At 70.0% G+C, this 14,003-nt stretch carries 11 protein-coding genes and 1 pseudogene; 3 read left to right on the forward strand and 9 right to left on the reverse strand.

Annotated features, from left to right (window positions below):
- Positions 1-49: 49 nt before the first annotated feature.
- The 7 genes and pseudogenes from ACWCQ1_RS20830 to pgsA form a co-directional block, all read right to left on the reverse strand.
- Positions 50-802 carry a YebC/PmpR family DNA-binding transcriptional regulator gene (locus ACWCQ1_RS20830; RefSeq protein WP_133044892.1) on the reverse strand — a complete coding sequence of 251 codons (753 nt, stop codon included), beginning with the start codon at positions 800-802 and terminating at the stop codon, positions 50-52.
- Positions 803-854: 52 nt separating this feature from the next.
- On the reverse strand, positions 855-1,463 hold the full coding sequence (gene pdxT, locus ACWCQ1_RS20835) for a pyridoxal 5'-phosphate synthase glutaminase subunit PdxT (RefSeq protein ID WP_133044893.1): 609 nt from the start codon (positions 1,461-1,463) through the stop codon (positions 855-857).
- A gap of 8 nt (positions 1,464-1,471) precedes the next feature.
- Positions 1,472-2,383: a pyridoxal 5'-phosphate synthase lyase subunit PdxS gene (gene pdxS, locus ACWCQ1_RS20840; protein ID WP_208781057.1), complete on the reverse strand. Its 912-nt coding sequence runs from the start codon at positions 2,381-2,383 to the stop codon at positions 1,472-1,474.
- Positions 2,384-2,497: 114 nt separating this feature from the next.
- Entirely contained in the window at positions 2,498-3,040 is a 543-nt protein-coding gene (locus ACWCQ1_RS20845) for a hypothetical protein (RefSeq protein ID WP_451027076.1), read from the reverse strand.
- Between the two features lie 330 nt (positions 3,041-3,370).
- The gene (locus ACWCQ1_RS20850) at positions 3,371-4,540 is read right to left on the reverse strand and encodes a glycosyltransferase family 4 protein (RefSeq protein WP_451027077.1); all 1,170 of its coding nucleotides are present in this window, start codon (positions 4,538-4,540) and stop codon (positions 3,371-3,373) included.
- Entirely contained in the window at positions 4,537-5,502 is a 966-nt protein-coding gene (locus ACWCQ1_RS20855) for a phosphatidylinositol mannoside acyltransferase (protein WP_451027078.1), read from the reverse strand. Before ACWCQ1_RS20855 ends, ACWCQ1_RS20850 begins: the two co-directional genes overlap by 4 nt.
- Positions 5,499-6,228: pseudogene (gene pgsA, locus ACWCQ1_RS20860) on the reverse strand (phosphatidylinositol phosphate synthase). Before pgsA ends, ACWCQ1_RS20855 begins: the two are co-directional and overlap by 4 nt.
- A gap of 219 nt (positions 6,229-6,447) precedes the next feature.
- Here pgsA and ACWCQ1_RS20865 point away from each other — a divergent pair.
- Both ACWCQ1_RS20865 and ACWCQ1_RS20870 read left to right on the forward strand, forming a co-directional pair.
- Positions 6,448-8,646 (forward strand): elongation factor G-like protein EF-G2, encoded by a 2,199-nt coding sequence (locus tag ACWCQ1_RS20865; protein WP_358603008.1) that lies wholly within the window; start codon positions 6,448-6,450, stop codon positions 8,644-8,646.
- A gap of 293 nt (positions 8,647-8,939) precedes the next feature.
- Positions 8,940-10,649, forward strand: a complete 1,710-nt coding sequence (locus ACWCQ1_RS20870; protein ID WP_451027079.1) for a hypothetical protein — start codon at positions 8,940-8,942, stop codon at positions 10,647-10,649.
- A 26-nt stretch (positions 10,650-10,675) separates the two neighbouring features.
- Here the strand turns inward: ACWCQ1_RS20870 and ACWCQ1_RS20875 are convergent, their stop codons facing one another.
- Positions 10,676-11,233: an HIT family protein gene (locus tag ACWCQ1_RS20875; protein ID WP_133044901.1), complete on the reverse strand. Its 558-nt coding sequence runs from the start codon at positions 11,231-11,233 to the stop codon at positions 10,676-10,678.
- Positions 11,234-11,300: 67 nt separating this feature from the next.
- Between ACWCQ1_RS20875 and ACWCQ1_RS20880 the strand changes: the two genes are divergently transcribed.
- Entirely contained in the window at positions 11,301-11,957 is a 657-nt protein-coding gene (locus tag ACWCQ1_RS20880; RefSeq protein WP_358603014.1) for a potassium channel family protein, read from the forward strand.
- A 28-nt stretch (positions 11,958-11,985) separates the two neighbouring features.
- Here ACWCQ1_RS20880 and thrS read toward each other — a convergent pair whose 3' ends face one another.
- Positions 11,986-13,962, reverse strand: coding sequence for a threonine--tRNA ligase (thrS, locus tag ACWCQ1_RS20885; protein WP_451027080.1), 1,977 nt, complete (start codon positions 13,960-13,962; stop codon positions 11,986-11,988).
- Between the last annotated feature and the right edge of the window lie 41 nt (positions 13,963-14,003).

Here is a 14,003-nt window from a genome sequence, read left to right on the forward strand (position 1 = left end):
TGTCCCGTCGGCCCGTTGAGCCGTTGCGTCCGCTCAGCTCGCGGCAGCGTTACGCGTCGACCTTCTCCATGACCTCGTCGCTGACGTCGAAGTTGGCGAAGACGTTCTGCACGTCGTCGCTGTCCTCGAGCGCGTCGATCAGCTTGAAGATCTTCTTGGCGCCCTCCTCGTCCAGCTCGACCTGCATGGTCGGGACGAAGTTGGCCTCGGCGGAGTCGTAGTCGATCCCGGCGTCCTGGAGGGCGGTGCGGACCGCGACCAGGTCGGTGGCCTCGCTGAGCACCTCGAAGGACTCGCCCAGGTCGTTGACCTCCTCGGCACCCGCGTCCAGGACGGCGGCGAGGACGTCGTCCTCGGTCAGCTCGCCCTTGGGGACGATCACGACGCCCTTGCGGTTGAACAGGTACGACACCGAGCCCGGGTCGGCCATGGAGCCGCCGTTGCGGGTCATGGCGACGCGGACGTCGGAGGCGGCGCGGTTGCGGTTGTCGGTGAGGCACTCGATGAGCACCGCGACGCCGTTCGGGCCGTAACCCTCGTACATGATCGTCTCGTAGTCGGCGCCACCGGCCTCGAGGCCGCCGCCGCGCTTGATCGCCGAGTCGATGTTCTTGTTCGGGACCGACTGCTTCTTGGCCTTCTGGACGGCGTCGTACAACGTCGGGTTGCCCTCGAGATCGACACCGCCCATCCGCGCCGCGACCTCGATGTTCTTGATCAGCTTCGCGAAGAGCTTGCCGCGCTTGGCATCGATCACGGCCTTCTTGTGCTTCGTCGTGGCCCATTTAGAGTGGCCGGACATCTGCCTGTCTCCTTCGCGTAACCCATCTCTGCAACGAACGCCAGGAATCCTACTAGGACTCCGTCGCCCGGTTCGCGTGCACCATGTCGACGAACAGGCGGTGCACCCGGTGGTCGCCGGTCAGTTCCGGGTGGAACGACGTGGCGAGCGCGTTGCCCTGGCGGACTGCGACGATGTGGCCGTCGTGCTCGGCGAGCACCTCGGTCTCGGCGCCGACGGACTCCACCCAGGGGGCGCGGATGAACACGCCCTCTACAGGATCGCCCTCGACGCCCCGGACGTCGACCGCCGCCTCGAAGGACTCGTTCTGGCGGCCGAAGGCGTTGCGGCGCACGATCATGTCGATGCCGCCGACGGTCTCCTGGCCCGAGCGCGGGTCGAGGATCTTGTCGGCGAGCATGATCATGCCCGCACACGTGCCGTAGACGGGCATTCCGGTCCGCACGCGCGCGCGGAGGGGCTCCATCACGCCGAAGAGGACGGCCAGCTTGGAGATGGTGGTGGACTCGCCGCCGGGGATGACGAGGCCGTCCACCTCGGCGAGTTCCTCGGGGCGCCTGACCGGCCTGGCCACGGCGTCGGCCGCGGCCAGGGCGACGAGGTGCTCCCGTACGTCGCCCTGGAGGGCCAGGACGCCTATGACAGGGGCTTCAGTGCTCATGGGGGTGCTTACCAGCCGCGGTTGGCGTAGCGCTCGGTCTCGGGGAGGGTGTCGCAGTTGATGCCGACCATGGCCTCGCCGAGGTTGCGGGACGCGTCCGCGATGATCTTCGGGTCGTCGTAGAACGTGGTGGCCTTGACGATGGCGGCGGCACGCTTGGCCGGGTCGCCGGACTTGAAGATGCCGGAGCCGACGAAGACGCCCTCGGCACCGAGCTGGCGCATCAGCGCGGCGTCGGCGGGGGTGGCCACGCCACCGGCGGAGAACAGCACCACCGGGAGCTTGCCGAGCTCGGCGACCTCCTTGACCAGCTCGTAGGGGGCACGCAGCTCCTTGGCGGCGGCGTACAGCTCGTTGTTGTCGCAGCCGCGCAGCTTGGCGATCTCGCCCTTGATCTGGCGCAGGTGACGGACGGCCTCGACGACGTTGCCGGTGCCGGCCTCGCCCTTGGAGCGGATCATGGCCGCGCCCTCGGCGATACGGCGCAGGGCCTCGCCCAGGTTGGTGGCACCGCAGACGAAGGGGGTCGTGAAGGCCCACTTGTCGGAGTGGTTGACCTCGTCGGCCGGGGTGAGGACCTCGGACTCGTCGATGTAGTCGACGCCGAGGGACTGCAGGACCTGGGCCTCGACGAAGTGGCCGATGCGGGACTTGGCCATGACCGGGATGGAGACGGCCTCGATGATGCCCTCGATCATGTCCGGGTCGGACATACGGGCCACGCCGCCGTCCTTGCGGATGTCGGCCGGGACCCGCTCCAGGGCCATGACGGCGACGGCGCCCGCGTCCTCGGCGATCTTCGCCTGCTCCGGGGTGACGACGTCCATGATCACGCCGCCCTTGAGCTGCTCGGCCATGCCGCGCTTCACGCGCGCGGTGCCGGTCTCGGGGGCCTGGTTTTCGGAGAGCGAGCTGGACACGGATGACCTCACTGAAGTGAAAGAGGGTTGCTGCAACCACCGAGGAAACGTGATTGGGCCAGTCCACAGCAAGGGCCAATGGGAAGCCGGTGGATCCTTTTGTGCGGGAAGCGGCTATGCCGCCCGGTCGGCGAGGGCCGGCGGCGGTTCGTCGTCCATCTCGAAGGCCATCGGGAAGGGGGCGTGACCGGCCAGCCGGAACCAGCGGACCTTGCGGTGCTCGCGCAGTCTGCGGGCCGCGCCGACCGCGTCGTTGTGGAAGCGCCGGGCCATCGGGACCCGGCGGACGGCCTCGGTGAGTTCGTGAGTGGCCGCGTCGCCGCCGGGGGCCTCGCGGACCGCGTCGACCTGGGCCGGCTCTCCGAAAACCGCCCGCAGCGCCTGGCTGAGCTCGCTCTCGGCGACCTCCCGCTGCTCCTCCTCGGCCTGCCGGGCCGCGTGCGCGGCCTCGTACAGGACGATCGACGCGGCGGGGTCCAGCACGCCGGACGTGGCCAGCTCCTGGGCCACGGACGCCCTGCGCAGCAGTTGCGCGTCGAGGGCGGCCCGGGCGGCGTCGATCCGGGAGTGCAGCCGGTCCAGACGGCCGGCCGTCCAGCTCAGGTACAGCCCGATCGCGAACAGGACGGCAAGAAGCCAGATCAGGGTTACGGTCACGGCCGCACACGTTACCGCCGACCGCACCCGCGCCCGACGGCCACCTCACGACAACGCCGACCCCCGTGAGAAACGCCCGACACCCCCCTAGGCCAGGCCTAGGGCCTGTTGCGAAAGTCCCGCCTGCCCCACGACGCCCGGCACGCTCCCCCAGAGGGGGCACCCCCACTCGCCGCACCGGGCACAAACCCAAGTACGTCCAGTACGAGGGCCTGCACCCGCCACGCCGAGAGCACGCTCCCCCACGCTCGAACCACCTCGCGCGGGGGGACCCCCATGACGCCGCAGGGCCCGCCCTCCGGGCAGACGGCGGGACTCTCGCAACAGGCCCTAGTCCCGTGCCAACCCGAACCGTGCCCGCAGTCCCGGGCCCCGGTCGTCCTCTGCCGCCGCCACGGCCGCCGCGCCCGCTGTCACCGTCTCGTAGACCGAGAGGATGTCCGCGCCGACCGTCGACCAGTCGAAGCGGCGTACGTGGGCGCTGCCGCGTGCGCGCAGTTCGGCGAGGCGGTCCGGGGCCCTGAGGAGCCGTACCGCCGCCCGCGCCAGGGCCTCGGGGTCCCCGTTGGTGAAGAGTTCGCCCGCCGCGCCCTGGTCGAGCACCTGGGCGAAGGCGTCCAGATCCGCGGCGAGGACGGGGGCGCCCGCCGACATCGCCTCGACCAGGATGATCCCGAAGCTCTCGCCGCCGGTGTTGGGGGCGACGTACAGGTCGATGCTGCGCAGGAAACGCGCCTTGTCCTCGTCGCTGATCATCCCGAGGAACTCCACCTGCGAGCGGAACTCGGCGGGCAGCAGCTCCAGCGCCTCCTCCTCGTCCCCGCGCCCGGCGACCAGCAGCCGCGTCTGCGGGCGGGCCGCGAGGATGCCCGGGAGGGCCTTCATCAGCACCGGCAGGCCCTTGCGCGGCTCGTCGATGCGCCCGATGAAACCGATCGTGTCGCCCTGCCACTCGGGCCGGGGTTCGGCCCTGGCGAAGAAGTCGACGTCGACGCCGTTGGGGATGACCACGGCGTCGCCGCCGAGGTGCTCGACGAGCGTGCGGCGGGCGTACTCGCTGACGGCGATCCGCGCGCTGATCTTCTCCAGGGCCGCCTGGAGGATCGCGTACGCGGCGATCATCGCCTTGGAGCGCGGGTTGGAGGTGTGGAAGGTGGCGACCATCGGCCCCTGCGCCGCCCAGCAGGTCAGCAGCCCGAGCGAGGGTGAGGTCGGCTCGTGGATGTGGACCACGTCGAACGCGCCGTCGTGCAGCCAGCGCCGCACCCGCGCGGCGCTGAGGAAGCCGAAGTTCAGCCGGGCGACCGAGCCGTTGTACGGCACCGGGACCGCGCGGCCGGCCGAGACGACGTACGGCGGCAGGGGTGTGTCGTCGTCGGCCGGGGCCAGGACGGAGACCTCGTGGCCCAGGCGGATGAAGTACTCGGCGAGGTCGCGGATGTGGAACTGGACACCACCCGGTACGTCCCAGGAGTACGGGCAGACGATGCCGATCCTCACGACGTGCCCTTCTCGGGAGCCGGAGTTTCCCTCACAGAATTCCTCTCAGAATTCTTCGCGGGATTCTTCGTGGGGTCGAGGTCCTTGAGCCACAAGCGCTGCAGCATGTGCCAGTCCTCCGGATGGTCGGCGATCCCCGTGGCGAAGGCGTCGGCCAGCGCCTGTGCCATGACAGACGTCTTTTCGGCCCGGCTGCCTGACTCGGGGACCCCGATCGGGGGATGGACGCGGCCCTGCATCACGGGCGAGTCGTCGTACCAGAGCGTGACCGGCAGGAGCAGCGCGCCGGTCTGCTGGGCGAGCAGCGCGGGTCCGGCCGGGATCCGGGTGGCCTCGCCGAAGAACTGGACCTCGACACCGGAGGAGGACAGGTCGCGCTCGGCGACCAGGCAGACCAGGCCGCCGTCGCGAAGCCGCCGGGCCAGGGTGCCGAAGGCGGTGCCGCCGCTGTGCGGGAGGACCTCCATGCCGAGGCCCTCGCGGTAGGCGACGAAGCGGTCGTACAGCGTCTCGGGCTTGAGGCGCTCGGCGACCGTGGTGAACGGCGTCCGCAGCTTGGTGGTGACCCAGGCGCCGGCGAGGTCCCAGTTGGCCATGTGGGGCAGCGCGAGGATGACGCCCCGGCCGGCGGCGAGACCGTCGGTCAGATGGTGCAGGTCCTTGGGGTCGAAGCCGCCCTTGATGCGCTCCTTGCTCCACGCGGGCAGCCGGAAGGACTCCATCCAGTAGCGCAGGTACGAGCGCATGCCCGCGCGGGAGAGCTCGGCGAGGCGCTCGGGGCTGGCGTCGGGCACCACGCGCGCGTAGTTGCTCTCCAGCCGCAGCACGCCCTTGCCGCGCCGTTTCCAGGCGAGGTCCGCGATCGTGCGGCCCAGGCGTACGGCGACCGGCTCGGGAAGGTTCTTGACAGTGCTCCAGCCGAGCCCGTAGAGGCCGTCCGTCAGGCGGTCCCGGGCACTCACTTGGCCGCCCCGCTCTCCTGCTCCGCCGTGGCGGCCTCAGCCTCGGCCTCCGCCGACTCACGGCGGACGGTGACCACCCGCTGGACCAGGGTGACCAGGCTGCCGACGGCGACGATCCACAGGGCCACGGGCAGCAGGTACTGGATGCCGGGCACGCCGAACTTGTGCAGGCCCGCCAAACCGGCCGCGACCAGCGAGATCACCAGGCGCTCGGCGCGCTCGACGAGCCCGTTGACGGCGACCGGCAGCCCGATCGACTCGCCGCGCGCCTTGGTGTACGACACCACCTGGCCGCTGGCCAGGCAGAAGATGGAGACCGCGCACAGCACGTTGTCGTCGCCGCTGCCCGCGTACCACAGGGCGAAACCGCCGAAGATCGCGCCGTCGGCGACGCGGTCCAGGGTGGAGTCCAGGAACGCGCCCCAGCGGCTGGAACGGCCCAGCTGGCGGGCCATGTTGCCGTCGACGAGGTCGGAGAACACGAAGAGCGTGATCACGACCGTGCCCCAGAAGAACTCGCCCATGGGGTAGAAGACCAGCGCACCCGCGACCACGCCGGCGGTGCCGAGGAGCGTGACGGCGTCGGGGCTGACGCCCCGCCGGATGAGAAACGCGGCGAACGGTGTGAGGACACGCGTGAAGAATGCACGCGCGTACTTGTTCAGCATGGCCTTCCCGAGGGTCGGTGTGGCCGGCTCGGCCCCTGCTGGCCACCGGCGCGCCCATCGTAGCCACGCGCGCGTGTGTGCGACGGCCGGGCACCCGGTCCCCCTTGTGTCATGGGCCGAGGGCATACGGGTCACGGCGCGATCGCGTCGTTCGTATGGACGCACCGTGACGGGAGTGGAAAGCTCGAAGGACCGCGGGCGTCATCGGAGCCGCCACCGCACGCGGCCCGGCACGCCCGCGCCCACAGTGACCTCACCGTGCACGGGAGGCAAGGCCATGGGCGACAAGGCGAACGCACACCCCGGGGCCGCCGGCAGGGCTACGGCGGCCGACCATCCCGCGTCCGTACGGAATGTGGTGCTGGTCGGCCACTCCGGATCGGGCAAGACGACATTGGTGGAAGCCCTCGCGCTGACCGCGGGGGCGGTGAACCGGGCGGGCCGTGTGGAGGACGGCGGCACCGTCTCGGACTACGACGAGATCGAGCACCGGCAGAACCGTTCGGTGCAGCTCTCCCTGGTGCCGGTCGAATGGGACGGCATCAAGGTCAATCTTCTCGACACCCCCGGATACGCCGACTTCGTCGGTGAACTCAGGGCCGGTCTGCGCGCTGCGGACGCGGCCCTTTTCGTGGTCTCCGCCTCCGACGGCGTGGACGGCTCCACGCGCATGGTGTGGGAGGAGTGCGCGGCCGTCGGGATGCCCCGGGCGATCGTGGTCACGCACCTGGAGGCGGCCCGGGCGGACTTCGAGGAGATGACGCGGGTCTGCGCGGAGGCCTTCGGCGGGGACGACCCCGACGCCGTGCTGCCGCTGTACACCCCGCTGCACGGCCCGCAGGGGCCCGACGGGCACGCGCCCGTGACGGGGCTGGTCGGACTGCTGTCGCAGAAGCTGTTCGACTACTCCACCGGCGAGCGCAAGGAGTCGGAACCGGGCGAGGACCAGCTGCCGGAGATCGAGGAGGCACGCAACCGGCTGATCGAGGGGATCATCTCGGAGAGCGAGGACGAGACCCTCATGGACCGCTATCTGGGCGGCGAGCACATCGACTTCAAGACGCTCGTCGAGGACCTGGAGCGGGCCGTCGCGCGCGGGGTCTTCTTCCCCGTCCTGGCCGCCGCCCCCGCGGCCGAGGGCGCCAGGCAGGGGCTCGGCACGGTCGAGCTGCTGGAGCTGATCACGGGCGGCTTCCCGACGCCGTTCGAGCACCCCACGCCGGGGGTGACCACCATCGACGGCAAGCCGCGGGAGATCAAGGCCTGCGACACGCAGGGGCCGCTGGTCGCCGAGGTCGTCAAGACCGCGTCCGACCCCTATGTCGGCCGGGTCTCCCTGGTCCGTGTCTTCTCCGGCACCCTGCGCCCCGACGAGACGGTGCACGTCTCCGGGCACGGGCTGGCCGACCGCGGGCACGAGGACCACGACGTCGACGAACGCGTCGGCGCGCTGTCCACGCCCTTCGGCAAGCAGCAGCGGCCGGTGACCCACGCCATCGCCGGGGACCTGGTGTGCGTGGCGAAACTGAGCCGCGCGGAGACCGGGGACACGCTCTCGGCCAAGGACGACCCGCTGCTGATGGAGCCGTGGGAGATGCCCGATCCGCTGCTGCCTCTCGCCATCCAGGCGCACAGCAAGGCGGACGAGGACAAGCTCTCGCAGGGCCTGGCCCGGCTGGTCGCCGAGGACCCGACGATGCGGCTCGAACAGAACCAGGACACCCACCAGGTGGTGCTGTGGTGCCTGGGCGAGGCGCACGCGGACGTGGCCCTGGAGCGGCTGCGCAGCCGCTACGGCGTCCAGGTCGACGTCGTACCGCACCGGGTGTCCCTGCGGGAGACCTTCGCCGGCAAGTCGGCGGGACGCGGGCGGCATGTGAAGCAGTCCGGTGGTCACGGGCAGTACGCCATCTGCGAGATCGAGGTGGAGCCGCTGCCGAACGGCTCGGGCGTCGAGTTCGTGGACAAGGTGGTCGGCGGGGCGGTGCCGCGGCAGTTCATCCCGTCGGTCGAGAAGGGGGTGCGGGCCCAGGCCACCAAGGGAGTCGCGGCGGGATATCCGCTGATCGACGTCCGGGTGACGCTGCTCGACGGCAAGGCGCACTCCGTGGACTCCTCGGACGCGGCCTTCCAGACGGCCGGCGCGCTCGCTCTGCGGGAGGCGGCGGCCGACGCGAAGATCCACCTTCTGGAGCCGGTCGCGGAGGTGACGGTCCTGGTCGGCGACGACTACGTGGGCGCCGTCATGAGCGACCTGTCCGGACGGCGGGGCCGGGTGCTGGGCACGGAGCAGACCAGCGGCGGACGCACACTCGTCCGGGCCGAGGTGCCCGAGATCGAGATCGGGCGGTACGCCGTCGACCTGCGCTCCCTCTCGCACGGCACCGCGCGCTTCAACCGCTCCTACGCACGGCACGAACCGATGCCCCCACAGATCGCGGAAAGGATTCGTGAAGAGACCCGCGACGCGTCGTAGTTGACGCGGGCCGAGCCCAAGTCCCGTACGGCGGCGCGCAAGTGGCGTACGACGGCACACGGACGGCTTGCGGCAGCGCACAACCGGCTTTCGCGGAACGCTCCCCTCCGGTGTCGGCGGACGGCTTCGGCCGTCCGCCGACGAATGTCGGTGCCTGCGGATACGCTGGTGACAAGCTGATCAAGTGGTCGCGGGATCAGGCGATCACCGTGATGACCTGATCAACAGGTGTGCGGGGCAAGGAAGTCGGGAAGAGCCGCAGAAGCGACGTCGAGCGGCGATGGGGGGCGGGAATGAGCGATGTGGGCGGCTGGGGAGACATGTTCGGGCCGCAGGTACCGCGCACGGGCTCGGACCAGAAGGCGACCTTCGCGCTGGCCTCGGCGGCGTACCGGGACGACGAGGTCGTCAAGATCCTCGACACGAACAACGAGTGGCACGAGTCGACCGTCAAGCTCCCCCGCAGGTGGGCGACGATCTTCCGGCCGAACCTCGGCGAGGCGTTCTCCCAGGCCGTGGTGTCCCGCATGCTGGGGGCCGGCCGCAAGCCGGTCGTCCAGTCCTTCGGTATCGAGCCGCAGACCGTCGTCGAGCACTGCATGGCGGCGAACAACGTCCGCAGGCAGCGCGACCGGCAGCTGACCGGGGTGGCCCTGCTGTGCGGTGTCCTCTTCCTGCCGGGCCTGCTGATCTGGCTGCTGGTCTTCCAGATACGAACCATGATCGCCCGGCGCGAGGACAAGCGGGCCGGCGCGATGGCCACGACCCTGCTGGTGGCCGTGGGCGCGCTCGCCGTGCTCTTCCTGATCCGTATGCCGTTCACCGGCTTCTGGGCCTGGTACGCCCGGCTGGCGATCATCGCCCCGGTCGTCGGCTGGTTCCTGGCCAAGCAGATCTGCGAGCGCACGGCCAAGGAACTGCGCGCCCACTGGGACAGCCTGCTGTCCGGCAGCACGGTCGGCGCCAAGGTCCCCGAGTCGGTGCCCAGCAGCCCCGGCGACACCCGCGCCGAGCGACTGCGGCAGGCCTTCGGCGAGCTGCGGGACGAGCAGCGGTCCAACGTGGTCTTCTACGCCGGCCCCAAGGGCATCCTCGGCATGGGCACCCGCTGGGGCCACTGGCACCTCGCCGAGGACCTGGTGCCCAACCCCGTGGAGCAGGCGCCGAAGGTCGGCTCGCTCAGCGCGGACCTGTCCAAGCACCTGGTGCCCGAGCCGGAGATCAACCGGTTCCAGAGCTTCGACGTGGTGACCGCCATCCAGCGCGCCCTCGAGCGGCTCGACTCGGGCCCGCTGACCACGGGCGGCTTCCCCAAGCCGAAGGTCGCCCACTGGATCGTCTCGCACATCGGCACGGGCGCGAAGGAACTCTCCCGCCCCAGCGGCACCACGGCGCACCAGGTGAACCTGGAGGAGATACGCAAGATCTGCAACTCCCAGCAGTACGACCAGGGTGACCGGCACTACCTGGGGGTCCAGTGGACGCTCTGGGACGGCAACCTGGTGATCACGATGATGATCACGGTGACCGTGCTGCACAAGACACTGCGCATCGAACTGACGGGGCATGCGCTGGGGCCGGTGCACGGGCTGTTCACGACCAAGCCGGCGGCCAAGGAGAAGGAGGTCGCCAAGCAGGTCAAGTTCTGGGAGACGCGGAAGGTGACGCTTCCGCTGGTCGACAGCGACGAGGTGGTCCGGCTCACCGCCCGGGCGCCGCTGACCTGGTATCCGCCGCTGCTCAACTGGCTCGGCGGCTCCCTCGTGCTGCCGGAGCCCTTCGGACTGCGTCACGCGTGGGCCGCGCAGCCCTGGGGGAACCGCTTCATGACCGACGACGTGCTGCGGACCGCCACGCCCGTGATGCGGGTCGTGCACGAGGCGACCATCGAGTTCCTCAAGGGCCACAACGTGGACACTGAGAAGTTCGACGGGCGGTCCTCCGTGCTCAGCGGGGCGGTCCAGGACCCGACGCCGAAGAAGGACGACGTCTATGACGCGTAGACCTCGATTCGCGGCCTAGGAGTGGCCTAGGAGGGCCAGGCCTCCGCCAGCATCTTCCGCGTGTCCGCCAGCAGCTGCGGCAGCACCCGCGTGTGGCCCACCACCGGCATGAAGTTCGTGTCGCCGCCCCAGCGGGGGACGATGTGCTGGTGGAGGTGGGCCGCGATGCCGGCGCCGGCGACCGTGCCCTGGTTCATGCCGATGTTGAAGCCGTGGGCGCCGGAGGCCGTGCGCAGGGCCGTCATCGCCTGCTTGGTGAGGGCGGCCAGCTCGATCGTCTCCGCGTCCGTGAGGTCCGTGTAGTCGGCGACGTGACGGTAGGGGACGACCATGAGATGGCCGCCGTTGTAGGGGTAGAGGTTGAGCACGGCGTAGACCTGCTCGCCACGGCGGACGACCAGGCCGTCCTCGTCCGACTTGGCCGGGATTGAGCAGAAGGGGCAGCCGTCGTCGGCGCCCGGGCCGGTCGGCTTGTTCTCGCCCTGGATGTAGGCCATCCGGTGGGGCGTCCACAGACGCTGGAAGGCGTCCTGCGTCCCCACTCCCAACTGCTGCTCCGGCTCACTCGTCATGCAGTGCAGCATATGGCGTCGCCCGTTCGCGGCGTGTCGGCGGGGTTCCGGGAAAAGCCCGCCGGGTCAAGCTGGGAGCGTGGACGATGACACTCGTAAGGCCCGTTGGGAGCAAGCCACCGAGCTGCCGCTCGCGTTCGCGTCACTGGCTTTCCTCGCCTCGTACGCGGTCCGCGTCCTGGCGCCCGGTCTGAAGGACGCCCTGCAGGATTTCGCCCTCGCGCTGCTGCTGGCCTCGTGGGTGTTGTTCGTCGTCAACTACGCGGTGGTCTGGCGGCTGAGCGGGCAGGGGCTGAGCTTCGTACGCAAGCACCCGCTGGACGCGGTGGTGGTGCTCCTGCCCCTGCTGCGCCCGCTTCGGGTCGTGAAGGTCTACGAGGCCGTGCAGCGACGGCACGGCAAGCCGCGGCTCGCGCTGCACGCGCGCGTGATCTCGTACTCCGGGATCGCGACGGTCCTGCTCGGATTCGCCGGCGCCCTCGCCGTGTACCAGCAGGAACGCGGGGCGCCGGGCGCGTCCATGAAGTCGTTCGGGGACGCCGTCTGGTGGACCTGCGAGACGCTGTCGACCGTGGGCTACGGCGACATCGTCCCGGTGACGCCGCTGGGCCGCGTGATCGCGGTCGGGATGATGGCGATCGGCCTGGCCCTGCTGGGCGCGGTGACCGGCACCTTCGCCTCCTGGCTGCTGCAGGTCTTCGCCCGGGAGGACGACGAGAGGCCCCCGGGAAGCTGACTCCCGAGGGCCCCGCGTCACGACCGGATCAGACCTGCGCCCGCTCCTCCACGACCTTCACGATCTTCGCGATGGCCTCGTCGAACGGGATGCCGTTCTCCTGCGAGCCGTCGCGGTAGCGGAAGGACACCGAGCCGCCCGCCATGTCCTCGTCGCCCGCGATGACCATGAAGGGCACCTTCTGCTTCTGGGCGTTGCGGATCTTCTTCTGCATACGGTCGGAGGAGGAGTCCACCTCGACCCGCAGACCCTTCTTCTTGGCCTCGGCGGCGAACTTCTCCAGGTACTCGACGTGCGCGTCACCGATCGGGATGCCGATCGCCTGGACCGGGGCCAGCCACGCCGGGAAGGCGCCCGCGTAGTGCTCCAGGAGCACCGCGAAGAACCGCTCGATGGAGCCGAAGAGCGCGCGGTGGATCATGACCGGGCGCTGCTTGGAGCCGTCGGGGCCGGTGTACTCCAGGTCGAAGCGCTCGGGCAGGTTGAAGTCGAGCTGGATCGTCGACATCTGCCAGGTGCGGCCGATGGCGTCCTTGGTCTGCACGGAGATCTTCGGGCCGTAGAAGGCGGCGCCGCCCGGGTCCGGGACCAGGGGCAGGCCCTGCTTCTCGGCGACCTGGCGCAGCGTCTCGGTGGCCTCCTCCCAGACCTCGTCGGAGCCTACGAACTTCTCCGGGTCCTTCGTCGACAGCTCGAGGTAGAAGTCGGTCAGGCCGTAGTCGCGCAGCAGGCCGAGGACGAAGGTGAGCGTCTTGTCGAGCTCCTCCGACATCTGCTCACGGGTGCAGTAGATGTGCGCGTCGTCCTGCGTGAAGCCGCGGGCACGGGTGAGGCCGTGCACGACGCCCGACTTCTCGTACCGGTACACGGTCCCGAACTCGAAGAGACGCAGCGGCAGTTCGCGGTAGGAGCGGCCGCGCGCGTCGAAGATCAGGTTGTGCATCGGGCAGTTCATGGGCTTGAGGTAGTAGTCCACGCCCTCGTCGAGCTGCATGGGCGGGTACATGCCGTCGGCGTACCAGTCCAGGTGCCCGGACGTCTCGAAGAGCTTCCCCTTCGTCGCGTGCGGGGTGTAGACGAACTCGTAGCCCTCCTCCTCGTGCCGGCGGCGCGAGTAGTCCTCCATCACCCGGCGGACGATGCCGCCCTTGGGGTGGAAGACCGCCAGGCCGGAGCCGATCTGCTCCGGGATGGAGAACAGGTCGAGCTCGGAGCCCAGCTTGCGGTGGTCGCGCTTCTCGGCCTCGGCGAGGAAGTCGAGGTACGCCTTCAGCTCGTCCTTGGACGGCCAGGCGGTGCCGTAGATGCGCTGGAGCATGGGGTTCTTCTCGCTGCCGCGCCAGTAGGCGGCCGCGTTGCGCATCAGCTTGAACGCCGGGATCAGCCGGGTGGAGGGCAGGTGGGGGCCTCGGCAGAGGTCCTTCCAGCACAGCTCACCGGTCTTGGCGTCCAGGTTGTCGTAGATCGTCAGCTCGCCGGCGCCGACCTCGACGTCCGCGCCGTCGTCGTGCGACGCCGAGCCCTTGAGGCCGATCAGCTCCAGCTTGTACGGCTCCGACGCCAGCTCCTCACGGGCCGCCTCGTCGGTCACCACACGCCGGGAGAACTTCTGCCCCCGCTTCTGGATCTCCTGCATCTTCTTCTCGATGGCCTTGAGATCCTCGGGCGTGAACGGCTTCTCCACGTCGAAGTCGTAGTAGAAGCCGTCCTTGACCGGCGGGCCGATGCCCAGTTTGGCCTCGGGGAAGATCTCCTGCACGGCCTGCGCCATCACGTGCGCGGTGGAGTGGCGCAGGATGTTCAGGCCGTCCTCGGAGGAGATCTCGACGCCCTCGACGGTCTCGCCGTCGCGCGGCTCGTAGGCGAGGTCCTTGAGTTCGCCACCCACGCGCGCGGCGATGATCGAGCGCTCGCCGGCGAAGAGCTCGGCGGCCGTAGTGCCCGTCGTCACCACGCGCTCTTCCCGCTCGGAATCGCGTTGGATGATCACACGGACGTCTGACACCGGTCTCTCCTGACTGAAGGTGGGTGCGGCGCCATACCAGG

The sequence above is a fragment of the Streptomyces sp. NPDC002144 genome, assembly GCF_053593695.1.

Excerpts from the sequence above, each read along its gene's own strand:
- ACWCQ1_RS20830 (WP_133044892.1), bottom strand. The coding sequence starts at position 802 with ATGTCCGGCCACTCTAAATGGGCCACGACGAAGCACAAGAAGGCCGTG.
- pdxT (WP_133044893.1), bottom strand. The coding sequence starts at position 1,463 with ATGAGCACTGAAGCCCCTGTCATAGGCGTCCTGGCCCTCCAGGGCGAC.
- ACWCQ1_RS20865 (WP_358603008.1), top strand. The coding sequence starts at position 6,448 with ATGGGCGACAAGGCGAACGCACACCCCGGGGCCGCCGGCAGGGCTACG.
- ACWCQ1_RS20870 (WP_451027079.1), top strand. The coding sequence starts at position 8,940 with ATGAGCGATGTGGGCGGCTGGGGAGACATGTTCGGGCCGCAGGTACCG.
- ACWCQ1_RS20875 (WP_133044901.1), bottom strand. The coding sequence starts at position 11,233 with ATGCTGCACTGCATGACGAGTGAGCCGGAGCAGCAGTTGGGAGTGGGG.